The organism is Paraburkholderia translucens (genome assembly GCF_020881035.1).
GTDB lineage: Bacteria > Pseudomonadota > Gammaproteobacteria > Burkholderiales > Burkholderiaceae > Paraburkholderia > Paraburkholderia translucens.
Genome location: NZ_JAJITC010000007.1, coordinates 230162 through 252340 on the forward strand (window position 1 = coordinate 230162; position 22179 = coordinate 252340).

Genomic DNA, 22179 nt, shown 5'->3' on the forward strand with positions numbered 1-22179 from the left:
CGCTGAGGATGTCGACATGTTTGATCTGGAGGCCACGTTACTGTTGCCCGATCGGCGCCCCGTCACGTTGCGGGAAATGGCGGGAAGCCGGGGCCTCGTCGTCGCGGGCGTCGGGCGTGGCGGCGAACGCGGATTCCAGATGATTCACCGCCTTCATGACGTCGGAGAACAGCTCGCGGCGGCAGGCACCCATCTGGCGCTCGTCTATCCTCAGGGGTCGAGCCGGCACGTCATGGATCCGGTTACCGTTGCCAGTGCGCGGTTCAGACGCCATCCGTGCCTGCTGCTCGACGCCGAAGGCCATTGTTTCAGGCAAGGCGTGCCGCCTCGATCGCTGCGCGTGGTGGGCCTGAGCGGCGAACTGGGAAGACTCGCAAGTATTGAAATCGATTTGCGCGACGCGGCGTGGGAGATTGAATTTCGAACGTTTCTGATGAAGCGCCAGTCCGGCCGACAATGACTAAAATATGAGCATGGTCGCATTCCCGAAGGAGGCAGCCATGACTCAGTCAGTGATCAGCTTTTGGGTTGGCCTTATTGTTCTCGTTGCCATCGCACTGGCATTGTCACGTCGCTACAGGCGCGATCACCCAGGAGAGAGCCTGAGCCAGTGGCTTGACACACACCATATGAGCTGGATGCATCGTAAGCACTAGCTCGCGGCGTGGACTGACGCCGAGGAGCGCACCCGGGCCTTCATTCTCACCTCGCGAGCTTTCCGGGAAGGCGGCGCGATTCCTCGGCGTTATCCCTGCGGCGGCGCGGGCTTGTCACCCGCGCGTGGCGTCAAATCACGAACTGCGCCGTGGAAGGCGCAAACAGTTCGGCGTTCCGATTTCCGACAGCCGATGCTCGCACAAAGTGCGATCTTCCGATCGATATACATAGCGTTACTAACCATTCTGCTAGCTGCGCGCCTGTTTGCCGTCGTCTCGATCCAGCCCGTTGAGCAGCTTCACGCTGTAGCGCATCCATGAGTGGGAAAACGCGGTCTTGTGGATTCCCCTGAAGGCGTTCAAGATCGAATTGCTCGTGTTCCGCACACGCAGACCATTTATTCAGCGGTTAGAAAGATCCGACATCACGGTGAGGGAGAACCCTATGACAACACCAAGTCGTATCCCCGCTTTCAACCGGCGCACCGTACTCAAGGCGACTGCCGCAACAGCCGCGCTGCAGTTGGCGGCGCCCTTCATCATCAAGGCACGCGGCGAGGCGCCGTTGCGAATCGGCATGGTCGATCCGCTAACGGGCGTTTATGCCGCGGTAGCACAGAATGAAGTGACGGGCGCGAGGCTTGCCGTTCAGCAGATCAATGCCCAGGGCGGTATTCTGGGACGTCCCGTGGAGCTCATGGTTGAAGACTCGGCAAACGACGTCGGCACCGGCGTGCAGAAGGCGCGCAAGCTGATCGAACGCGATCAGGTTACGTTCCTCATCGGCGACGTGAACTCCGGTATCGCCCAGGCCATTTCCCAGGTCAGCAACGAGAAGAAGGTGCTGCATATCGTTTCGGGCGGCCACACCGATACCATCACTGGCGTCGACTGCAAGTGGAACGTCTATCGTGTCTGCAACACGACCAGCATGGAAGCGAACGCCGTCGCCAACCTGCTGTTCACCAAGTATGGCAAGAAGTGGTATTTCATCACACCGGACTACGCGTTCGGCCACACGCTGCAGAAAGCCGCGGCCGCGGATCTTCAGAAGCTCGGCGGCACGATGACCGGCAACGAGCTCACCCCGCTCGGCACGACCGACTTCTCCGCCTATCTGATCAAGGCGCGCGCGGCGAATCCCGACGTCCTGCTCGTGCTCCCGCAAGGCTCCGACATGGTCAATTGCCTGAAGCAGATTGCCCAGTTCGGGATCGGTAAGGATATGCACGTGGCCGGGCTGCAGCAGGAACTCGAATCGCTCGAGGCGATGCCGCCGGAGGCGCGTGTCGGCATCTGGATGTTCGAGTGGTACTGGAAACAGCCGGGCGTGCCGGGCGTCGAGAAGTTCGTTAGCGACATCCGCAAGGTGAACGGCGGCAAGGTTCCCACCGCGCGTCACTGGTTCGGCTATACATCGGTGCATACCCTTGCCGCCATCGCCAACAAGGAAAAGACGCTCGACGCCAAAAAGCTCGCCGAGGCGCTCGGCGGCTTCGAATTGGCGGACGACGTCAAGCTGCAGCCGAACAAGTGCTACTACCGCAAGGGGGATCACCAGCTGATGACGTCGTCGTTCGTGGGCGAGGCGCTATCCCAGCCGGCCGGCGACCCGGAAGACCTGTTCCGCGTGGAACGCGTGATTGCGGGTGACAAGACCGCACCTCCCGAGAGTGAAACCGGCTGCAAGCTGCAGTGGCCATCCTGATCCCGCAACCGCCCGGGCGGCATCGGCGGGCGCCATAACAAGAATGGTGGGCCATGACTCAACTGCTGCTTTTCAACGTCACCAACGGGCTCATCATCGGCGCGTTTTACGTGCTGATGGCCCTTGGGTTATCGCTCATCCTCAACCTGAGCAACGTCATCAACTTCGCTCACGGCGGATTCCTCGTCGCCGGCGGCTACGTTGCCTATACGATCACGCCCTACGTAGGCTTCTGGGGCGCGCTGCTGATCGCGCCGCCGTGCATCGCGCTGATCGGTTTGGCCCTCGAACGGGTGCTGATCCGGCGCGTCTACGGGCGCGACCCGCTCTACAGCCTGCTCCTGACGTTCGGTCTTGCCTTCATCTTCGAGGACGGCACCCGTTTCATCTGGGGCGCGCAAGGCAAACCGGTGACCATTCCGTCCGTGCTGTCGCAGCCTTTGAGCAACACGTTGTTCTTCATCACCGGCTATCGCCTCTTCATGGTCGCCACGGTGACAGTGACGGTGGCGCTGCTCTTCGTCCTGCTTCGCTATAGCCGCCTCGGCATCCGTATTCGCGCCGGGACCCTCGACCTCGAAACCGTGGCGGCGCTCGGCATCAACGTGGGCAGACTGCGTTCGTTCAATTTCGCCGTCGGCGCTTTTCTCGCCGGTCTGAGCGGGGTGCTCGCCGCCGGCCAGCTTGGCCTGGAACCGACGATGGGAACGGGGCTCCTGATGCCGAGCTTCATTGCAATCATCGTCGGCGGAGTTGGCAGCCTCACCGGCACGCTGCTCGGCGGCTTGCTGATCGGCGTCGCCTCCGGCATCACGGCCGTGTTTGTGCCCGCGGCGAGCGAAGCGGTCATCTACGTGATGATGGCCGTCGTGCTGCTGTTGCGGCCACGCGGCCTGCTCGGCGAGGAGGGCATGCTGACATGAGCGAAGCGCGGCCGGCGAGGCACCGCAAACTGCTGACGCTCGCGGCGATCTGGGCCCTGTTGCTGCTCGCCCCGTACTGGATGCCGCCGCTCGGCGGCTACACCGCGCTTGGCACACGGGTGCTCGTGCTGGGTCTCGCCGCGATGTCGGTGAACTTTCTGCTCGGCTTCACCGGCGTGCTGTCCTTCGGTCACGCCGCGTATTTCGGGTTGGGCGCCTACGGCGCTGGCCTCGCGCTGAAATTCGTCGCGCCGAGTTCGCCGCTCGCTCTTCTGTGCGGAACGCTGCTCGGCGGGATCGCCGGCGCGCTGCTCGGTGCGCTTTGCGCGAGGCGGCGCGGCGTCTACTTCGCGATGGTGACCATCGCCTTCGGACAGGTCTTCTACTACATCGCATTCCAATGGAGTTCGTTGACAGGCGGCGACGACGGTTTGCGCGGATTCTCGCGCGTTCCGCTGCACCTTGGCATCACCACGATCGACATCCTCTCGAATGCCAATGCCTTCTATTACTTCGTCCTGTTTTGCCTCGCGCTGACGGTCGGTCTGATGGCCTTCATCCTGCGCTCCCCGTTCGGGCGCACGATGATCGCAATCCGCGAAAACGAACGGCGCGCGCGCTTTCTCGGCATTCCTGTCGACCGCCATATCTGGATCGCTTTCACGCTTTCCTGCTTTTTCATGGGGTTCGCCGGTGCGCTCTACGCTCTTCTGAACAATTTCGCCGATCCGCGCGGGCTCCATTTCAGCCAGTCCGGCGACTTCGTGATGATGGCGGTCATGGGCGGCATGCGCAGCTTGTGGGGGCCGCTTCTCGGCGCGGCGGTGTTCGTCGTGCTGCAGGACTATCTGTCGAGTATCACCGTCAACTGGATGTCGTTCGTCGGCATGCTGTTCATCGCGATCGTGCTGTTCTTCCCGCGGGGTCTGCTCGGCTTTGTCCGGCGCAGGAGCGACTCATGAGCGTTCTCGAAGTCAGGCACGTGAGCAAGCGTTTCGGCAGCCTCGCCGCCGTACGCGACGTTTCGCTCGCCGTCGACGAAGGCGAGTTGCGCGCCGTCATCGGACCGAACGGCGCCGGCAAGACCACTTTCTTCAATCTCATCAGCGGCTTTTTCCCGCCGACCACCGGAACGATCCTGTTCGACGGGCAGGACATCACGGCCGTCCCGGCGCATCGGCGCGTCGCAAGCGGCATCGCCCGCACGTTCCAGATCACCGAGATCTTTCCCGAACTCACCGTGTTCGAAAACGTGCGCATCAGCGCGGAAGTCGCGGCTGGACTGCGCTTGCGACCGTGGGTGAGCCGCACCGAAAAAACACGGGTGCGCGAACGTGTCGAAGAAAGCCTGGAACTCACCGGACTCGCCGCAAAAAGCCACCGGCTGACCGGCGAACTCGCGCACGGCGACCAGCGCGTTGCGGAAATCGCCATGGCGCTGGCGCTGCGGCCTCGTCTGCTTTTGCTCGACGAACCCACTGCCGGCATGGGCGGCGAGGAGACCAACGAGATCACGCAGTTGATTCGCCGTCTGCGCAGCGGCGGCCAATTCACGATCGTGCTGATCGAGCACGATATGCGCGTGGTGTTCCATCTTGCTGACCGGATCACGGTGCTCGACCGGGGCACGCTCCTCGCCGAGGGCGCGCCGGCGGAAATCGCCGCGAACGAGGTCGTGCAGGCGGCGTATCTGGGTGACGTGACATGAACACAGCGCTCGCCGCCGAGGAACTTCATACCTTTTACGGCAAGAGCCACATACTGCACGGTGTGAGCCTTGCGGTCGAGGAAGGCCGCATCACGGCATTGCTTGGCCGCAACGGCGCGGGCAAGACCACGACGCTGCGCACCCTGATGGGTCTGACACCCGCGCGCCGGGGGCGCGTGACGATCTTCGGCGCGGATACGACACGCTGGCCGACCTTCCGGATCGCCGCGAGCGGCGTGGGCTATGTCCCCGAAGGACGAAGAATCTTCGCCAATCTCAGTGTCGAAGAAAACCTGCGTGTGCCGCTCGTGCGCAGCGGGCCCTGGACGATCGCGCGAATTTACGAGCTGTTTCCACGGCTTGCCGAACGCAAGGAAAGCCGCGGACGTCAGCTTTCCGGTGGCGAACAGGAAATGCTGTCGATTGCCCGCGCGCTGTTGCTCAATCCCCGGCTGCTGATTCTCGATGAACCCTCTCAGGGCCTGGCTCCGCTGATCGTGCGCGAGGTGTTCCGCGTCGTATCGCAGATGCGCGACGAAGGGATTGCGGTCCTGCTTGTCGAGCAGAACGCGCGTATTGGGCTCGAGATTGCCGATCATGCCTACGTGCTCGACGATGGCGGCATCGTCTATGCGGGCCGTTCACGCGACCTCGCCGCCGATGAAAGCCGCGTTCGCGCGCTGACCGGTGCAAGCGCGGAGGATTGATCGGGTACGTCTACACCATGATGAATCCGTGTCGCATGCCGAGCATCACCGCTTCGGTGCGGTTGGTCGCGCCGAGCTTGCCGAATATGGAGGAGAGGTGGAATTTCACCGTGTTGTCGGAGATGTCGAGTTGCCGCGCGATCTCCTTGTTGCCGAGTCCGTCGGCGAGCATCGCCAGCACTTCGATCTCTCGTAACGTCAAGGCTTCGAACGGTTCGCCGGATGGCTTTTGCTGAGACTGTCTCGTTGCGGCCAGCAGCCTCGCGAGGATGTCGGGCGGCAGCACGCAAAGGCCTGTGGCGACGGCTTCGATGGACACGACGATTTCGCCTGGCATCGCGTCGCGCGGCAGGATCGCCGCCGCATCGGCGGGCAACGCATCGAGGATCCAGTCGCTGTCGGGGTCGTCGCTCAACAGGACGAGCGACGGTGATGCGTGCGAGGGTTCGAATAGCGTCTTGAGCGCGTCGCCCGCCGCCGGCGCGCTGTCGGTGACGATCACCTCCGGCACCGATCCGGCGAGGCAATCGAGCAGCGTTCCGGCGTCGGCTGCGCTACCCAGGAACTCGAGTGCGGGGTTCGCCTCGACAAGCGCTTGCAGGCTTGCGCGCTCTTGCGACGATGCCGCGATCACCGCGACCCGCACCGGCCCCATGTGTAGCCTCCGTCCATCCGACATTTCGCCGCTTCCCGAACCTCACCTGCACGAATTGCGCCGGGGGCGTTCGCCCACTGTCACCGAACACGCGTGGCGCTCGCCACCGCGGATCAACCCGATTTGCAGTGGCTGCCCAACGCTCGTCGAGCCCAGTGCGGCGTGCAAGGCGTCCATGTCGCCGCAAGGATTGCCGTTCAGTTCGATCAGCACATCTCCTATGAGCACACCCGCCTGTTCCGCCGGACCGCCCGGCGCAAGCGAACTGATCAGCAATCCACTATTGGATGACAGGTTCATTTTATTGACCCAGGCGTCCAGCAGGCTGACCTGCTGCGTGCCGACACCAAGGTAGCCCCGTGAGACGTGCCCTTTGGCCAGCAGTTCATCGGCGACTCGCTCCACGGTCATTCCGGGAATCACGATGCCGGCGCCGCGCATCAGTGCCGAAGTGCAGATGCCCATGACCTGCCCGCGCATATCCGCGAGTGCCGCCCCGGAGAAGCCTGGGCGCAGACCGCCGTCCAGTCGCACGAACGCGTCGAGCTGTCCGCCTTTCCACGTGCGCCACGGGCCACTGGTGCCGCCGATCACGCCAAAATCAGCGCTGATGCCGGAATCGTCCGCGCGTGCGACGGCGAGCGCCAGATGACCCGGCTTCAGTGAGCGGGCGTCGCCGGAACCGACCGGGTCGAGGTCCACGCCGTCCAGCTTCAGCACGCCGAGGTCGGTACCCCAATCCAGCCCAGCGAGGACAGCGGCGACCCGGCGGCCGTCGGTCAATGTGACTTCGATCCCGTCCTCACGCCTGATCGTGTGTGCAGCCGTCACGACGACGCCACGTCGCCAGAGTACCCCACTCGACGGCATGCGATGCCGGCCATGTACTGCCACGACACTCCGCCCGACTTGGCCGACGATGTCTGCCAGATTGTCCGAGAGATCCATCAAAGGATTTCCGCTCGAGGATGTATTTTCCATTTCAATTCCCCTGCCAAATGCGCAAGACCTGCTTGTGCCTCGCGTCGTCGTTTGCTCGCCTGTTCAGGCAGCGTAATGACGACGTGCTCACAATGACAGAAGGACGGAGTGCGCACACCACCCAAATGGGTAGCCGGGCGGATGCAGTGGGGACTTCACGATGCAGGGCGTAGTCCGACAAACCTTGCCCATGTGCCGTTCGTGAAGTAGATTTTTTTCAATGAGGTCCGAGGCGGGAGAAATTGCCATGGAACTGAGCGTGGAACGTGTCGATGTTTGGGCAGCGACCATCGAAGACAAACCGGGTGGCCTTGCGAACGTGTTAAGCGTCTTGCGGGATGCGGGTGTCGACCTGCAGTTCATCATCGCGCGCCGCTCGCCGGAGGCATCGGGAAAGGGGGTCGTGTTCGTCGCCCCGCTACAGGGCGACAGTGCCATCCGTGCCGCCACCCAGGTGGGGTTCAGCGTCACGCCGAGCCTTCACTCCATCCGCGTAATGGGTCTGGACCAACTGGGCATCATCGCGCAATTGACGCAGATGCTGGCGGATGGGGGGATCAACCTCCGCGGCGTCTCGGCCGCGGTACTTGGCACGCAGTTCATTGCGTATCTCGCGGTCGACTCGTTGGCCGATGCCGATCAGGCGATCGACATTCTGCAAAGGGCCTGAAACGCCCGGCATGGCGGCGAATCCCTGACGGAAGCAGGCTCGGGCGCCAACCCGGCTATTGTCCGCCTGGCCGTTTCTGACCGTCGGAACGGCCAGCACCGAGTGCCTCGAGCAACGGCCGCAAGGCATCCAGTTCCGCGCCGAAGCCGCTCCAGTCGCCCGCCTTCAGTCGCTCGAGGGCGCGGTCATAGTGGGCAAGTGCCTCTCGCGCGCGGGCATCCACTGTGCCTCGTTGCGGCGATGCCGTTGGCGCGGTCTCCTTGAAAAGCGCCGCAAGGGCTTCGCTCAGGCTGTCCTCCATCACCACACGGTCACCATAGGCGGCGATCACTCGCTTCAGCTCCGGCAACTGACCGGACGCCGCGCGCAGATAGAGCGGAGAAACGTAGAGGATCGAGTTCTCGATCGGCACTACGACAAGATGACCGCGAATCACGCGTGAGCCCATCTGGTTCCAAAGCGAGATCTGCTGTGAGATCTCGGTATTCTGCTGAATACGTGCTTCGATCTGAAACGGCCCAAAGATCAGCTTGTCCTTGGGAAAGACATACACGATCAGCTTGCCGTACCCGGATGGATCGCAACGCGCCGCCAGCCAGGCAATCATGTTCTCCCGCTGGCTCGGCACCATCGGCAGCATGAGGATGAACTCGGCGCGTGCGTCGCCGGGGAGTCGCATGATCGTGTAGTACGGCGGCATCGTGCTAGCGGCGCTCCCGTCATCCATTCCGGCCAGCTCCCGGGGAAACTGCCACAGATCCTCGCGGTTGTAGAAGACTTCTGGCACATCCATGTGATAGGCGCGGTAGAGCTGCGCCTGGATTAGAAACAGGTCTTCGGGGTAGCGGATATGACGCCGCAGCTCCGGTGGCATCGACTCCAAAGGCTTGAACAAACCTGGGAAGATGCGCTCGTATGTGCGCAGGAGCGGATCGGCGGGATCGCTGACATAGAAATCGACCGTGCCGTTGTACGCGTCGACCACGACTTTGACCGCGTTGCGGATGTAATTGCCGCCGTCGCCGAATCCCGGGCGGGAGTAAGGAAACCAACGGCTAACGGTGTAGGCGTCCTGGATCCAGAACAGGCGCCCGTTGCTTGCGACGACGTAGGGGTCGCGGTCGAGAGTCAGGAACGGAGCGACCGTACGCACGCGGTCCTGAATGTTGCGGTGAAGCAGGATCCGGCTCTGGTCCGTGATATAGCCGCTCAGCAGGATGTTCGGATCGTCGAGCTGCCAGGCGAACAGACTGCGGCGCGCCACACCGCCGACCTCGACGCCGTCGCGCCCGCTATACGTCGTGTAGGCATTAGCCGGCCGTTGAGGATAGTCGAACTCGGCTACATTGCCATTCACGATCACATAGTCCTGCCGGCCCTCGCTGAAATAGAGACGCGGTTCGCGAATGTCCGGGCCGCCGTTGGAGACGGGCGGAATATCGTGCAGATAAAAAAACGGTAAGCCTTCAGCGGATTTCTCGGTGACCGGCGACATCACGACGCCAATACCGTGAGTAAAGATAAGGTGCAAGTTCACCCAGGTTTGGGCGTTGGGCGGAAGCATCGCCGGATCCAGTTCGCGTGCCGACAGCATCACCTGCCTGTATCCGGTGTCAAGCTGATAGCGGTCGATGTCCACCGAAAGAAATTTGTAGTAAGTCCTGATCTCCTGCAACTGTGCGTAGGTATCCATCAATGGTTGCACGTCCCATAGCCGGATGTTATCGATGGTCGGCCGATTCGCTTGCAGTGAGTCCAACGTCAATCCCTGCTCGGCCTCGAACGGTTTCACCTCGATCTTGGCGAGGTCGTAGGCCTGGCGCGTCAGCGCGATAGTGTTCGCGATATAGGGTGTTTCCAGTTTCAGTTCGCTCGGTTTGACATAGAAGCGCTGAAACAGCGCTGGATAGATCACAGCGAACCCTAACGAACTGCCGAAGACCAGCAGCACGAGAACGGCAGGCTGCATGTAGCTGCGGCGGCGCATGTTGATCCAAAGGGCAACCGATGAGACCGCGGCAAGACCGACCAGCATCCACAGGACCGGCAACTCGACGTGGACATCGGTATAGCTGGCGCCGACCACGACGCCGTTGTCGCCATAGAGCAGCAGAAAGCGGTCGAGCCACCACGACCAGGCCATCACCGCAAAGAACAAACCGAGCAGTGCGGAACCGTGAGTGATCGCGGCGGCCGACAGCGTTCGCGGTGGCCGTTCCAGCGCGATGTCACCGCGCAACGCGTAGACAACAACTGCCACGATCGCGGTGCAGAAGGTCAGCCGCAGCAGCCAGTTTTTGAGCGCGGCATACGCGGGAAGCGAGAAGAGATAAAAGCCGATATCCCTCTCAAAGATCGGATCGCGCTGACCAACGGGCACCTGATAAATGAAGCGAAGCGCGATCTCCCAGTTCGAGACTTCGCCAACGGCGATGAGCAAACCAATGACGACCGCGGCGCAGGCAATCGTGGCGCGCCAGGGAACGCGCGGCGCGATCAGTTCGGACAGATCGCCGGCGACTTCCGTCGCACGCCACGGCGCGAGTGCTTCCGCTCGCAAGATATTGACGTCCCTCGCATAACGGTGCGCCACCATCCCGGACAGCCCTATCGCTGCTGCCGAGACTGCGAACACCGTGGCAAACAGCAGCGCTCTCGCGGAAAGAATGGTCCAAAAAACGCCACCATAGCCGATCGAAGAGAACCACAGCCAGTCGACCAGGATGCCGGTGATGCGTCCGACGACGATCAGCGCCGCGATGACGGCCATCGCGACGATTGCATAACGTCGCAGGCGCACGCCGGACTTCGGTCCCGACCGCATGGTCCCTCCTGTGCTTGCCGTCGCCCAAGCACCGCTGCGATCGGATCAATCGCGCACTGCCGGACCGGTTGATTTATTGTAGTTCGATGCGTGCCCGGAGTCCGCCGCCGAAACCACGAATCGCCGACGAGAACCAGCGGGGCCGGCAAGTACCGGGCCCGCTGGTTGCTGTCAATGATCGGTCAAGCCAGGCGCCCTGTCGATTCAGACTGTGGCGCTCGCGATTACACCTCCTGATTCCCGCCAGATGGTAGATGAACTCGGTTAGCTTCCGTACACCTAATTAAATGACTTCCAATCTGTCCGAGTCATCGATGATGTCCTTACAGCGTTAGCCTTTGTTCCGGGCTCCCGGAATTTGCTCCCAGTCCACGTAGCCACTCGCTGAGTTTGGCACCGATTACATCTGGATGATCTTCCTGCAAGTAGTGAATTCCCGCTCCAAGCTCTACAACCTGGCAACCCTTGATATTACTTGCAAAACGTTTCGCGACCGAAGGCGACACCAAAGCGCCAGGCGTCGCCGTGAAAAGCAGCTTCGGGTAAGAAGACTGCGCTAGCGCACGGTGTGCGCTTTCCATGGTTGAGTACACATCTGCTGGTTTTCCCTCGATGGGCAGCTCGTTCGGGAAACGCCATGTGGGTCGCCGTGACTCGGCAGTAGGAAACGGTGCGCGATAAACAGACATCTCTTCATCCGTGAGTTTGCGCACCATTCCTCCGGGAAGAACCTGCTCCACAAAAGCGTTGTCTTCCAGAATCATCTGCTCGCCCACCACCGGCGTCCTGAACTTCGGGAAATTCTCCCGCGCATTCTCGTGAAAATCATCCCATGTCGGCATTGGCCAGATGAACTCCATGAAGGCAAGCCCGCGCATGAATTCCGGCCGACGAGCCGCCAGGTGAAAGGCCAAGGCCGTCCCCCAGTCCTGCGCGATGACGAATGCCGATGAGATTCCCGCATTGGCGAGAAACGCGTCCAGGTATCGGACATGATCCGCAAATCGATACTCGATGTCCGGCTTTCCCGATTGGCCGAACCCAATGAGATCCGGCGCGATGCAGTGTGCGACGGGCGCAACCAGCGGAATGATCTTCCGCCATATGTACGACGAGGTCGGGTTTCCATGCAGAAAAAGCGCGACCGCCGCCTCCGGATTTCCCGCTTCCCGATAGGCCATGGTGGAATCGAGAACATTTAAGTGGGGCAATTCAACATCAAAATGCGGAGTCATTTTTGATCCTTGAATATGGTCTGAAAGACGATGTTCTTGAAGCGGTCGAGTGCGGCAGGCCCGCGTTCGACCTTCATACGAAGAATTGCACCTTCCCATGAGGCAAGGAGGAATTCGGCGAGATCGACCGGATCAAATGCTGAATCAATTTCACCGGCACGTTGCGCCTCCGCGATGCACGACGCAAACGGACCGCGCCATTCCTGGAATATCGCCTCCAGCCTTTCGCGCAAACGTTCGCTCTGGGAAGCGGTCTCAAGGCTGAAGTCGCCGATCAGGCAACCGCGGTTCCACTTGTCGTCTGCCAATACGGCGCTGATGATGTCGAGATACCGTCGCAACCGCTGTCGGGGAGTCAGGCTCTGGTCGCACAAAGCCTGGCTGACGAGTTCTTTTGTATGCGCGAAGTAGCGATTGAGTACCTCTTCCGCGAACGCCTCCTTCGAACGGAAGTGATTGGTGAAGGAGCCGTGTGGAGCGGCCGCCGCTGCGCAGATGTCGCGCACACTCGCCCCCTCGTACCCCGTCTGGAGCATCATCTTGAGGCCTGCATTCAGAATGTCTTCGCGGAATGATCGTTTGCTCATGGCGGCAATACAGTCGTGCGTATTGAGCGGAAATATAGTCGCGTGAACTGTGATGTCAAGTTGTATTTTTGGAGATCCGGGATGTCGGCTTAGGCAGGCAAACGGCACTGAGCGGCTTTCGACAAGGTGCATGCCGAATTCCACGCCGCCAGCATTACAAAACCGTCAAGGTCGTCATCTCACGATGTTCCGCAGGCGGCGGTACACGCATCAACTCGCAATCCTCAACCGGATGGTCTTGGCGGAATTAACGGCGCGCACCTCGATCACCATCGGATCTGGAAGCGCTCGAGATTTCTGAGGACTCGGTTCGGAGACGAGCGGCCGCAGCAATTGGGCACTGTCTGGTGCTAGTCCGACCCGCGTGTGCGCGCCAGGTGCGAGGTGGAACCAGTTGTCCTGGGGCAGCATGTCTGGCGCGGAAATTTGAACGAAGCGCGCCACGCAAACCGTGCGAATGTTCACCCACCACTGCCCGTCACAACACTCCGCGGTCGCTTCAAGGCCAATATCGCCGCGCTCAAAGACGCTCGGGTGCGTCCGATCGGGAAAATAGAACGCCTGAGACAAAAGCGCACTGCTATCTAGGGAGTACATGGAGGCGATCACCGTATCGTGCTCGCGCGGACCAAACTGATAGGCGTAAGTGAAGTCGAAAAATCGGCCAAGCAATTCAACCGAGTTGATTCGAACTCCGCCGTGGCGCTCGACGCTGAGGTCACGGTGCGCGCGAACGAGTGGGACTCTACCGTCTCGCAGCGCAACCACTTCGACCCGCACATTGAGCGCGTGCTGGCTATCATTGAGCAAGTGAATGTCAAGGCCGTTGAGCCCTTCGTCCAGCAAGAGGATCTGCCGCGGCTGTAGCGAGTGACGCATCGCATACCACGGGGATTTGGGACGCAGGTATGCATCGACGATGCCCCAGCCGGCACCTGGCATGACGTCCTGAAACTGCCAGGCAAGCGCACCCGAACATCGTGAACCAATGCGCCGCCATTCCGAGAAGGTCTCGCTGAACAGATCGGCGATGACCGCACGTGACAATTCCAGGTAGCGAGCCGGATCCTGACTTCGCAGACGAGCCGGATCCTGTGCGTACAGTTCGCGCAGGTAATGATCGCGCACGTCGTCGAAGTCCCAGGATGCACCCGGGTCGCGCGGCGCCGCGGTTTTCCAGCGCGGCTCGTGAGTCATCGGAGAGCCGATCGCATCCAGGGTTGCGTCGCATGGCACGTTCGCAAACGCGAGGCATTCACTGGCAAACCGCACCTCGGCGCGGCGTGCGTCGTGCAGTGGCCGGCGATACGCGCCGACACCGTAGTAGTGCGATACGCCTTCTCGCGGATAGAACGGTAGCGGATCGCCGCACGGCGAGTCGGAAACGTAGATCGCGTCTGGGCGATGGAGCGCTGCAATGTCGGCAAGCCTCTGCGCTGTCAGCTCGACTTGCCGTTGAGTGGCATCGAGTCCGACCATGGCCGCCTGCTGCGCGATTTCGCTGCCGCCGCAAAGCACCGCGAGCGACGGATTGGCGCCGCGACGCTCGAGAAATTGAATCGCCTCCTGCTCGACTGAAGCGACAAAGCATGGATCGGCCGATGGATAGTCGAAGTTGGCAAACATGAAATCCTGCCAAACCAATAGCCCCATTTCGTCGCATAAAGCGTAGAAGGCATCATCCTCATACACCATGGTGCCGGCAACGCGAATCATGTTGAACCCAGCCGCTTTGGCCAGATCCAGATAGTGCCGGTAGATGGACGTGCCGGCGTGCAAACGCAGTGGGTCTGCGCTGCTCCAGCACGCTCCACGTGCGAAGATCGGAAGACCGTTGACCGACAGCGCGAAGCCCCGTTCGTCATGCCCGCGGTCAACGGCGAGCGTGCGAAAGCCGGTTCGTCCCAACGGCAGCGACGCGCGCGCGATCCGTACCGTGACGTCATATAAAGTGGGTTCGCCATGCGTGTGTGGCCACCAAAGCTTGACGTTGGCCACAGTGAGTTCGGCGTGGAATGTGTATGCGTCGCGCTGAACGAAGGGGGTTTCATGGCCGCCGCAACTCAGGCGGGCATCGAGCGTGCCATTGATTGGGGCAGCCAGTCTAAGCGTGACGTCGATAACTCCGTCGCGGCCTCGCACGAAGGAACGCAGCGAGTGCTGCCAGATCACCGGCGGCCCATCCGGATCTACGACCTCGATGTCGCGCCAGGGTCCAATGGGTTCTATCGAGGGGAACCAGCCTGGCATGTGACCAAGCAACGTCGTTCGTATCCCGCGCAACCCAGGCGCATCAACGAGACGGGTCCGCCAACGCGCTCTTCGCGCCGGCACGGCGGCTTGCAAATGACGGTCCATGGAACGGAAGCATAGATATAGCGTATTAGCTTCCGGACTCAGGTCAACCACCGTCTCATGTGAGACGAACATGTTGGCCGAGCGCAGTAACAAGGTGTCGTTGAACCACACTTCGGCGATCGTGGCGAGGCCATGTAGCCGGATCAGGCGGCGCCCAGTGCCAGACAGGTTCAATCGATACCAGTAGTCGTATGAGCCCAGCGGCGTCGGATCGAGCGGATCGAACCTGCCAGCCAGGGCAAGCTCATGTGCCACTGTACCTGGCACCGTCGCATCCATCCAGTTGGCCGATTCGGTCTCCGCTATATCTCGCGGTTGCGCTGCCGCGCCGGCGGGGGTAGCGCGCATTTTCCAGCCTTGCATGCGGCGTGCAGGTCGCGAGCCTGCTAACGTCGCTGCGTGGCACGGCGTCGATACGACGGATCCATCAGTCATGGAATAAGCAAGGGGTTGTGCTGTGAAACCTGCGTATCCCCTTTCACCTGAGCCTCGATGCCGGTCGGCAAAAATACCTTGCAGAGACCGTCGACAAGCGATTCGTAGGCATGTTCCAGTATGTCGAGGCTGCTTTCCCCACCATCCTCTCTGCCTCGCGCGCTGGCTCGTGCGAGGCGGAATTCCAGTACCATCGACTCGGACGCGATGGTATCGGACGCCGCGATTTGCGCGCCGAGCATCCCGGCGTCGCTGTCGCCGCTCGCGTCGAGCCAACGCAGATAGCGACCGAGCAGGTCGAAATTCGAGCCGAGTTGTCTGAGCGTGTTGAACGAGTACGCGTGAAAGTACGATGTCGGCCGCGAGGCGATTTCTTTGGCATCGCGGGCAAAAGCCTGCCGAAACGCTCCAATAGGATTCACGTTGGGTCTGCGCTGAAGGTGTAGCCGAAGCAGTGCGCGAGAAGTGTCGCGCAACCGTATTCCTGAGAGTGGCTCAAAGCGACGTTTCCCGCATTCGACATACGGAGCGAGAGGCAACCCGCCGGCTGATCCGAGATTCAGCAACGCATCGTAGTCGGAAGCAGTCGCGAGATAGTAGCCGGAGTTATGAAAGTAACCAAGTTGGCGGCCGACCGGGTCGATTGCGTCGATACAAATCGTAGTCTTGGTGTGCTGTTCCCGATAGCTTGCGCCTTGCGTGTCCGGTAAATAGCACGCGTCGACTTCAACCATCATCACATTGCCGCGCGCCACCTGTTTCTCGACATGAAGATGAAGTGGCTCGAAGATAGCGTGTTCCTGTACGACTACGCCGTACAACAGTTCGAGATCGGCAAGGGGGAACTTGAAAAACGTGAATTGATCGCCCTCAAAATCCATTGCGACAGTGAAGGGCAACGCAGCGTGCGGATCCAAACCCCACCGCGAAAGCACCTCGATCCACATATCCACATAGCAATTGCTTTGCCTCCAGATCATCTGTGGGCCGTGCAACGGATGAGGGCGATAGTCGATAGCCCGTTGCCGCGCCTCGCGAATCTGGTCGGCGCCCGGATCGCATGCCTGAGCAAACAGGTTGCTCATGGTCTCTTCCACAACACATCGCGAACGGTTTGTGGCCACCGAGCTATATCAAAGCCGTGGTGTTTGAAAAGCGCCAGCGTGAGCCTTTCCAGACCGAAGCCGACACAGCCGGTATGAGCGACGCCAAGGTCATGGGTCTTGATTCCCCACAACAGGCCAAAGTGGTCCACGTGATAGTTGAAACTCAGGCAGGCGGTGAGCTTGTCCGCACTTTCGATAGGAATCAGTAACTCGAACTTTAGACTTTGCTCGCGCTGACTATGCGCGGCAATCTTGCCGCCTCGTCCAAAGAACGGGTCATTGGCCAGGTCGATGCTGTTGGGCAATTCAAGCAATTTCGCCAGACGTGTTCCGCGCTCGATCCACTCGCTTCGAAATGCCATGATTTGCGCGGGCGTGCCAAACCTCACATATTCGCGCATCCGGAACAATTGCATGCGGGTCGGATCGAGCGACGGTTCATGGCGGAAGCAATACGAGAAAACGTCGACTGTATTGCCCTGCTCCGGCAACGAACCCCGTTGCGCGATGACTGGATATACCGGGTAGCAAGCAGCTGGGGTCATGACGACGTACGTCGGCTTCTGGTACTCAGTCCAGTCGTCGCCGCGGTCGAGACATTGCAAAACGCGTTGCTGTTCGTGCTCACCGCCGCAAAAACTGTGAACGGTTCCCGCAAGTTGCGGGAAGCCTTTCAAATATTCACTACGCTCGAACTCAATGCGGCTCATGGCCGGTGGAAAGCGCAACACCTCGGCATTCTGATCGGCACCGAGGCGGGTGACCAGCGAATCGATGGCCTCGACCACTCGTTCAAACCGCTCGTCTCGACCGAATAGCCCCTGCACACCCGTCGGTATCAACAATCCCGCCTGAACCAACGCATCTCTCAGTGAATTGACGCCGGTTCGGTCATCGCTGGTGTTGAATCCACTGAAAGGACGCTCTTTAACGGCAACTGATTCATCCATTAGTCTCTCTCCGAAGACAGCGTACGCTGTGCGAGCAGAAGGTTGGCTGTATTGAGGTCGATGCGATCGTTACTGATCATCACCGGAGCGGAATACAGGTCGCGAATGTGGCGGTTCAGGCTGAATGGCGTTCCGTTTTTGTATGCCGCCATTCCGCAAATCATCACCGCATGGAAAACGACCTGCAATGCGGTAGTCGATACGAACGTCTTCAACGTATTGATCTCGGCCGCATCCGACATGGCCTCTGACCATGACCGCTCGCGTCCTTGTCTTGAATGCAAGCGCAATGCGCTGTCCACCCGCGCCTGCATTGCTTGCAGTAATGCGAGCGCCTCGGCAATACGCCTTCCGGCCGGGGCAAGGTCATTCTTGTTCTTTTGCACCTGAGCGCGGAAGAAGCGATGGGCGCGCAAAAATGCATCGTTCGCAATGCCCGTCCACACCGATGCCCAAAGGATATGAGACGTCGGCACCATGGTCTGTTCGGCGATCTCAGCGAACGGTGCAGGAAAGATCTGTTGCACGTGCCCGGTCGCGTCGAGCGAAAAACCTTCACTGCAGGTGCCTCGCATCCCGAAAGTATCCCATTCACTGCGGCGAGTCAGCGTCGTGTCTTCTCGCAAGAGCGTGAGTAGTACCTGGTCTGTTGGCAGAGCAGACGGGCTCTTTCTTGCCGTCGCGATAATTGCGTCAGCATATGCGCCATACGAAATGACTGGGCAAAGCTTGTGAAGATCGAATGAATCGTCTAGTGCTTCAATTGCGCATTGGCTGTTGCGAAGATTGCCTCCCACCCCTTCCTCGGATGTCGCGGATGCCAGCAGCCACTCGTTTTTTGCCAACTCACTGAGGAAATTCCGATGCCACTCTTCTGACAGCGCGTGTCTGGCTGTGCATGCGATCTGAATCTGGTGCATGGCATATACCATTCCCGCCGACGAACAGGCTTGAGCGAGAATTCGACAGGCAGAGGCGACCGCGTCAAGCGAGACGCCTGCACCGCCAAGCTCCCTCGGAACCATTGCGGCGAGCATGCGGTGTTCACGCATGGCGTCGACAGCTTCGGTCGGAAACCTCGCGTCCCGATCGACGGCTTCAGCAAACCGCGCGCAGGTTTCGGCGACAACGAGAGCGGCTTTGTCCAGTGCGTGGCCGACCGTCTCACCCGCAGTTGCCCGTTGCCGTACCGAGGCGGTCACTGACAAATGTTCCTCGCCAATATCGGAATCGAGATTATTCATAATGGTTGCGCGTCCCGCTGCAACTGCGTAATCGCGTTGGCCAGTGAATCGATACTCTGGAAAAGGCTTCGGCTGAGCATCCGGTCTGGAATTTCCAGATTAAAGTGGTCTTCGATCGCGAGCAGTAGCTGAATCGTATTCAACGAAGACAGACCGATTTCGTAAAGGTCGGCATCGTCTGAAATGTTGCCATCCAATATGTCGAGGTGAGCAACGTTCGTGATGATTTGTCGTAGTTCGTTCTTCACATGTGCCCCGGTATAGTGATTGTTTGGACGTCGAGGGTGAATCAGACAGTAAACCCGCATTGGTCATGGATATAAGTAGACCACCGGCACTGTCCACTTTTCTGTGCGTCAGGTTACACAAATGGTGAACATCTTCCGCTGTACTGAATGGCCATTTTTGAACGTGGTCCTACCGCTCGCCGGGTCGCCGTAGCGGACGGTGACCTGGGAACGGACGCTGACTATGGTTTCGAAGTGAAATAGCGTTTCGGGCGCGCCGGTCGAGAAACGGAAGCAGCGCCCACGAAATGATTTGCTTGTGCCGCTGCTCCGCTCGTTTCCTTTATTACGCTATCGCACAGTGAAATCACCTTCGCTGAATTAGAAGCATTGAAGAGCGCGTGATCGACGTCATCAAAAATGGCTACGCGTATCGACGGAAAGCGCGACAGGCGGGCACCCCGCCTTCCGAAATTCGCTGCAAGCAGATCCATGCTCGCATCGTAGGCGCCGTGCACGAGGACCGTCTTCACGCCTTTTGCATCGAGCGCTCGCATCATCGGCAACGGTTCAGCCGCTCGCTCCCGTGTGGTATTGCTGAGCGCATCGAGCCGCAGTGCACCGACGACGAGCGAACGGACACGCGCTGAAAGGTTGCCGGCGACAAAGCGGACGATCCGAGTCAATTTCTTCTTGTCCGTCAGCACCCTCTTCCACTTGGCGGGATCGAGCATCGAGATCGCGTAGCCGGCCATCGAATTGTGAGCCGCTTCCCGAAGTGCACCGGGCGCCATTTCTTCCGGCTTCCTGAAGGTCGGAATGTTGACTGCGACGACGCCCTTGATCGTTGTCTCCATGATGCCCGCCTTCAACGCGTGATATGCACCCGAACAGATGCCGAAAGCGAAAATCGTTTTGTAGCCGTGGAGCGAAAGCCAGCGCGCGGCGGCGGCTGTATCTTCGGTCGCGACTGAATCATAGATATGCGAGAAACGGCGGTTCGGTTGATTTGCAGTGCCGTCTGGCGGACTATCGCCACGCCCATGCGCATCGAAGCGCAATGAAGCGATACCGCCGCGCGCCAGCTCCCGTGCGATGCGCACCGACAGGCGGCTATCGCCTACGTGTGCGCTCGCCGAGGTGTTCGCGAGCAAATACGCCATACCGTGCGTCGCGCCGGTGCGCGGTTCGCACAAGATGCCAAACAGGCCCGCTTCGCCGATGCATACCGGCCGCTCTATCGCCTCGGGTGTTTGGATACAGAGATCGTCAGGCCAGTGTTTCTCCATTTGTGAAGGCACGGCCTTTTCGCGTCCAGCGGACATCCATTCGACCGCCTCGGCATAGGTCTCTTCTGGCAAGACGGAAAACGCCGTCTCCTGGAGAAAGCCCGCCAAGCCCTCGAACGGACGCGTCTCGGCTTGCACGCCGAGTGCGGCGAGGGCATCACGGAGCGGATCATTCGCGCCCGTGCGTGCCTGCATAAGGAGCACACGCCGCGCGGGGGCATGTTTCGCCTTCCTCAACGCTGATAAAAGATCAACGGACTCGAGCGAGCGCTTGAACTCATCGCAATAGACCTGCCCCAACACGCTGAACGGACTGTCTTGCTGAGCCGCGCGCAATGGCGGCGCCAGTTGCTCCAGCCAGGTTTTGCGTACCATCGAAAGCTCGCGCAAGTAGATGCGCCCGTTTGTCGTTGGTGCGAGCAGCACGAGGTCATCGACCGGCTTTTCCATAGCGGCGCAAAGCGCAAATGCGGCGCCCACGCGAAAACCGCACAGGCTCACATGCTCGACGCCAGTTTCGGCTTTCAGGACAGCGATAGCCGCATGTATGTCGCTCACGGCGCTTTCGAATTGATCCGGTTTGCCGTCGGCCCCCGCTGAATTCCCCGTGCCTGCATAATCGAAGCGCAATACCCAGATGCCACGCGCCGACAATTCATCGGCCAGATAACGCATTCCGTTGTACGTCCAGACATACTCATGGCCGTACGTGTTGCAAAGAATCACCCCGCGCGCGCTCGATCCGGTGTGCAACCATCCGAAGCGGTCACCGAAGACGATCGGTTTCATGTTGGCCCTCCTTCGCTCTCGTGACGTTCAAGCTCGCCCTTGACGTCCTGTTCTTATCTTCTCTTTCCGACCCTCTGATGGGATCAGAGTTGTAAAGGCTGGTGCGCGGGCATGCTCATGGCGCTCGGCTGTTCCGGCAATGCTGGCGACAACCTGAGAAGGTTGCGCCAACGCGTCGTGAAGGCGGTCACGCTGTGCTCGCTCTCGCACCAGGCCGCGAAGCGCTCGGCAGCTCGCAACGCGGCGTCCATGTGCGGCCACGGATTCGCGACGAAGCGCTCGAAATCATCCGCATGCATCGCGAGTGCGGGTTCGTGAAAGCCAAGCCCTTCGAATGCGGTTTCGTTCCCAACCGGCACGCACCCATGCGCAATGGCTTCCATCACCTTCGATTTAATGCCGCCCGCGAGGAACGCTGGACAAAGCGCGACGGAATTTTTCGTATAGACATCCGCTTGCGATGGCGCAAATCCGGCGAAACGCACATTTGGGACGGCTTGGTATCGACGCACCATACGCCCATAAATCACGAGCTCGACATCGGGTGTGACGCGCCGCCAAACGTCGCACAGGTATTCAATCGACAGCCGGTTCTGCAGTTGCCTGTCTGAGCCGATGAACACGAAGCGCAGCGGATACACAGGTCGCATCAGGCGGCGCACGGTTGAAACCGGCGGAGCAATCACATGCACCTTGTTACGTGCGCGCGCGTCGAGAGTGCGGCTGAGCGCGGCGGCATCGGTTCTCGACACCAGCGTGACGGCATGCGCCGCCTCGACGGCTTCGCGCTCCTGACGCGCGAGACAGAACGCTTCGTATCGCAGAATGGCATTACGGAGCACTCGGGCGTTGATCAGCTTCATCACCGGGGCGGGAACCGATTTCGTCAGATAGCCCGCGGACAGCGGCAGACTTGCCCGGTGCAAGACCGTTGCCCGGCGGGACATCAGATCATCGAAGTCGACGATGATCGGTCGCCCCTCTGACAGCCGTCCAATGTGCGCCAGTTGATCGACGAGGCGAATTCCATCGATATATATGACATCCGGAGCAAAGGATTTGATCGTTTGAGCAAGCACATGCGCATGGCGCCAATGCGAAAACATCGCGACCTGCAACGCACATGG

19 protein-coding genes are annotated in these 22179 nt (G+C 60.3%); 6 read left to right on the forward strand and 13 right to left on the reverse strand.

Annotated elements, in window-relative coordinates:
- Nucleotides 1-37: 37 nt before the first annotated feature.
- Nucleotides 38-316, reverse strand: coding sequence for a hypothetical protein (locus LJ655_RS15475; protein ID WP_230562123.1), 279 nt, complete (start codon nt 314-316; stop codon nt 38-40).
- Nucleotides 317-1101: 785 nt separating this feature from the next.
- Here LJ655_RS15475 and LJ655_RS15480 point away from each other — a divergent pair.
- Genes LJ655_RS15480 through LJ655_RS15500 form a run of 5 tightly spaced genes read left to right on the forward strand, consistent with a single transcriptional unit; the run spans nt 1102 to nt 5702 of the window.
- The gene (locus LJ655_RS15480) at nt 1102-2364 is read left to right on the forward strand and encodes an ABC transporter substrate-binding protein (protein WP_230562124.1); all 1263 of its coding nucleotides are present in this window, start codon (nt 1102-1104) and stop codon (nt 2362-2364) included.
- A 53-nt stretch (nt 2365-2417) separates the two neighbouring features.
- Nucleotides 2418-3287, forward strand: a complete 870-nt coding sequence (locus LJ655_RS15485; protein WP_230562125.1) for a branched-chain amino acid ABC transporter permease — start codon at nt 2418-2420, stop codon at nt 3285-3287.
- Nucleotides 3284-4249, forward strand: a complete 966-nt coding sequence (locus tag LJ655_RS15490; protein WP_230562126.1) for a branched-chain amino acid ABC transporter permease — start codon at nt 3284-3286, stop codon at nt 4247-4249. The genes LJ655_RS15485 and LJ655_RS15490 overlap by 4 nt, the downstream gene beginning before the upstream one ends.
- Nucleotides 4246-4995: an ABC transporter ATP-binding protein gene (locus tag LJ655_RS15495; RefSeq protein WP_230562127.1), complete on the forward strand. Its 750-nt coding sequence runs from the start codon at nt 4246-4248 to the stop codon at nt 4993-4995. The genes LJ655_RS15490 and LJ655_RS15495 overlap by 4 nt, the downstream gene beginning before the upstream one ends.
- Entirely contained in the window at nt 4992-5702 is a 711-nt protein-coding gene (locus tag LJ655_RS15500) for an ABC transporter ATP-binding protein (protein ID WP_230562128.1), read from the forward strand. Before LJ655_RS15495 ends, LJ655_RS15500 begins: the two co-directional genes overlap by 4 nt.
- 10 nt (nt 5703-5712) lie before the next feature.
- On the opposite strand, the gene LJ655_RS15505 is transcribed toward LJ655_RS15500, so the two are convergent.
- Both LJ655_RS15505 and LJ655_RS15510 read right to left on the reverse strand, forming a co-directional pair.
- Nucleotides 5713-6381 carry a response regulator transcription factor gene (locus LJ655_RS15505; RefSeq protein ID WP_329959704.1) on the reverse strand — a complete coding sequence of 223 codons (669 nt, stop codon included), beginning with the start codon at nt 6379-6381 and terminating at the stop codon, nt 5713-5715.
- 18 nt (nt 6382-6399) lie between these two features.
- On the reverse strand, nt 6400-7305 hold the full coding sequence (locus tag LJ655_RS15510) for a S1C family serine protease (protein WP_230562130.1): 906 nt from the start codon (nt 7303-7305) through the stop codon (nt 6400-6402).
- Between the two features lie 280 nt (nt 7306-7585).
- On the opposite strand from LJ655_RS15510, the gene LJ655_RS15515 reads away from it, so the two are divergent.
- Nucleotides 7586-8008, forward strand: coding sequence for an ACT domain-containing protein (locus tag LJ655_RS15515; protein ID WP_230562131.1), 423 nt, complete (start codon nt 7586-7588; stop codon nt 8006-8008).
- Nucleotides 8009-8063: 55 nt separating this feature from the next.
- Here the strand turns inward: LJ655_RS15515 and LJ655_RS15520 are convergent, their stop codons facing one another.
- The 10 genes from LJ655_RS15520 to LJ655_RS15565 form a co-directional block, all read right to left on the reverse strand.
- The gene (locus LJ655_RS15520) at nt 8064-10832 is read right to left on the reverse strand and encodes a UPF0182 family membrane protein (RefSeq protein WP_230562132.1); all 2769 of its coding nucleotides are present in this window, start codon (nt 10830-10832) and stop codon (nt 8064-8066) included.
- 323 nt (nt 10833-11155) lie between these two features.
- Nucleotides 11156-12067 carry a haloalkane dehalogenase gene (locus tag LJ655_RS15525; RefSeq protein ID WP_230562133.1) on the reverse strand — a complete coding sequence of 304 codons (912 nt, stop codon included), beginning with the start codon at nt 12065-12067 and terminating at the stop codon, nt 11156-11158.
- Nucleotides 12064-12786 carry a TetR/AcrR family transcriptional regulator gene (locus tag LJ655_RS15530; RefSeq protein WP_230562134.1) on the reverse strand — a complete coding sequence of 241 codons (723 nt, stop codon included), beginning with the start codon at nt 12784-12786 and terminating at the stop codon, nt 12064-12066. Before LJ655_RS15530 ends, LJ655_RS15525 begins: the two co-directional genes overlap by 4 nt.
- A gap of 78 nt (nt 12787-12864) precedes the next feature.
- Nucleotides 12865-15375 (reverse strand): glycoside hydrolase family 2 protein, encoded by a 2511-nt coding sequence (locus LJ655_RS15535; RefSeq protein WP_230562135.1) that lies wholly within the window; start codon nt 15373-15375, stop codon nt 12865-12867.
- Between the two features lie 68 nt (nt 15376-15443).
- Nucleotides 15444-16532 (reverse strand): DUF1839 family protein, encoded by a 1089-nt coding sequence (locus tag LJ655_RS15540; RefSeq protein ID WP_230562136.1) that lies wholly within the window; start codon nt 16530-16532, stop codon nt 15444-15446.
- Nucleotides 16529-17503: an amino acid--[acyl-carrier-protein] ligase gene (locus LJ655_RS15545; RefSeq protein ID WP_230562137.1), complete on the reverse strand. Its 975-nt coding sequence runs from the start codon at nt 17501-17503 to the stop codon at nt 16529-16531. The genes LJ655_RS15540 and LJ655_RS15545 overlap by 4 nt, the downstream gene beginning before the upstream one ends.
- The gene (locus LJ655_RS15550) at nt 17503-18747 is read right to left on the reverse strand and encodes an acyl-CoA dehydrogenase family protein (RefSeq protein WP_230562138.1); all 1245 of its coding nucleotides are present in this window, start codon (nt 18745-18747) and stop codon (nt 17503-17505) included. Before LJ655_RS15550 ends, LJ655_RS15545 begins: the two co-directional genes overlap by 1 nt.
- Nucleotides 18744-18995, reverse strand: a complete 252-nt coding sequence (locus tag LJ655_RS15555) for an acyl carrier protein (protein ID WP_230562139.1) — start codon at nt 18993-18995, stop codon at nt 18744-18746. The genes LJ655_RS15550 and LJ655_RS15555 overlap by 4 nt, the downstream gene beginning before the upstream one ends.
- A gap of 221 nt (nt 18996-19216) precedes the next feature.
- A complete protein-coding gene (locus LJ655_RS15560; protein ID WP_230562140.1) occupies nt 19217-21052 on the reverse strand; it encodes an alpha/beta hydrolase in 1836 nt (611 codons plus the stop codon).
- An 83-nt stretch (nt 21053-21135) separates the two neighbouring features.
- Nucleotides 21136-22170, reverse strand: a complete 1035-nt coding sequence (locus LJ655_RS15565) for a glycosyltransferase (protein WP_230562141.1) — start codon at nt 22168-22170, stop codon at nt 21136-21138.
- Nucleotides 22171-22179 lie beyond the last annotated feature (9 nt).

Coding starts and splice junctions, on each gene's coding strand:
- LJ655_RS15480 (WP_230562124.1), top strand. CDS start 1,102: ATGACAACACCAAGTCGTATCCCCGCTTTCAACCGGCGCACCGTACTC.
- LJ655_RS15485 (WP_230562125.1), top strand. CDS start 2,418: ATGACTCAACTGCTGCTTTTCAACGTCACCAACGGGCTCATCATCGGC.
- LJ655_RS15490 (WP_230562126.1), top strand. CDS start 3,284: ATGAGCGAAGCGCGGCCGGCGAGGCACCGCAAACTGCTGACGCTCGCG.
- LJ655_RS15495 (WP_230562127.1), top strand. CDS start 4,246: ATGAGCGTTCTCGAAGTCAGGCACGTGAGCAAGCGTTTCGGCAGCCTC.
- LJ655_RS15500 (WP_230562128.1), top strand. CDS start 4,992: ATGAACACAGCGCTCGCCGCCGAGGAACTTCATACCTTTTACGGCAAG.
- LJ655_RS15505 (WP_329959704.1), bottom strand. CDS start 6,381: ATGTCGGATGGACGGAGGCTACACATGGGGCCGGTGCGGGTCGCGGTG.
- LJ655_RS15510 (WP_230562130.1), bottom strand. CDS start 7,305: ATGGATCTCTCGGACAATCTGGCAGACATCGTCGGCCAAGTCGGGCGG.
- LJ655_RS15515 (WP_230562131.1), top strand. CDS start 7,586: ATGGAACTGAGCGTGGAACGTGTCGATGTTTGGGCAGCGACCATCGAA.
- LJ655_RS15520 (WP_230562132.1), bottom strand. CDS start 10,832: ATGCGGTCGGGACCGAAGTCCGGCGTGCGCCTGCGACGTTATGCAATC.
- LJ655_RS15525 (WP_230562133.1), bottom strand. CDS start 12,067: ATGACTCCGCATTTTGATGTTGAATTGCCCCACTTAAATGTTCTCGAT.
- LJ655_RS15530 (WP_230562134.1), bottom strand. CDS start 12,786: ATGCACCTTGTCGAAAGCCGCTCAGTGCCGTTTGCCTGCCTAAGCCGA.
- LJ655_RS15535 (WP_230562135.1), bottom strand. CDS start 15,375: ATGCAAGGCTGGAAAATGCGCGCTACCCCCGCCGGCGCGGCAGCGCAA.
- LJ655_RS15540 (WP_230562136.1), bottom strand. CDS start 16,532: ATGAGCAACCTGTTTGCTCAGGCATGCGATCCGGGCGCCGACCAGATT.
- LJ655_RS15545 (WP_230562137.1), bottom strand. CDS start 17,503: ATGGATGAATCAGTTGCCGTTAAAGAGCGTCCTTTCAGTGGATTCAAC.
- LJ655_RS15550 (WP_230562138.1), bottom strand. CDS start 18,747: ATGAATAATCTCGATTCCGATATTGGCGAGGAACATTTGTCAGTGACC.
- LJ655_RS15560 (WP_230562140.1), bottom strand. CDS start 21,052: ATGAAACCGATCGTCTTCGGTGACCGCTTCGGATGGTTGCACACCGGA.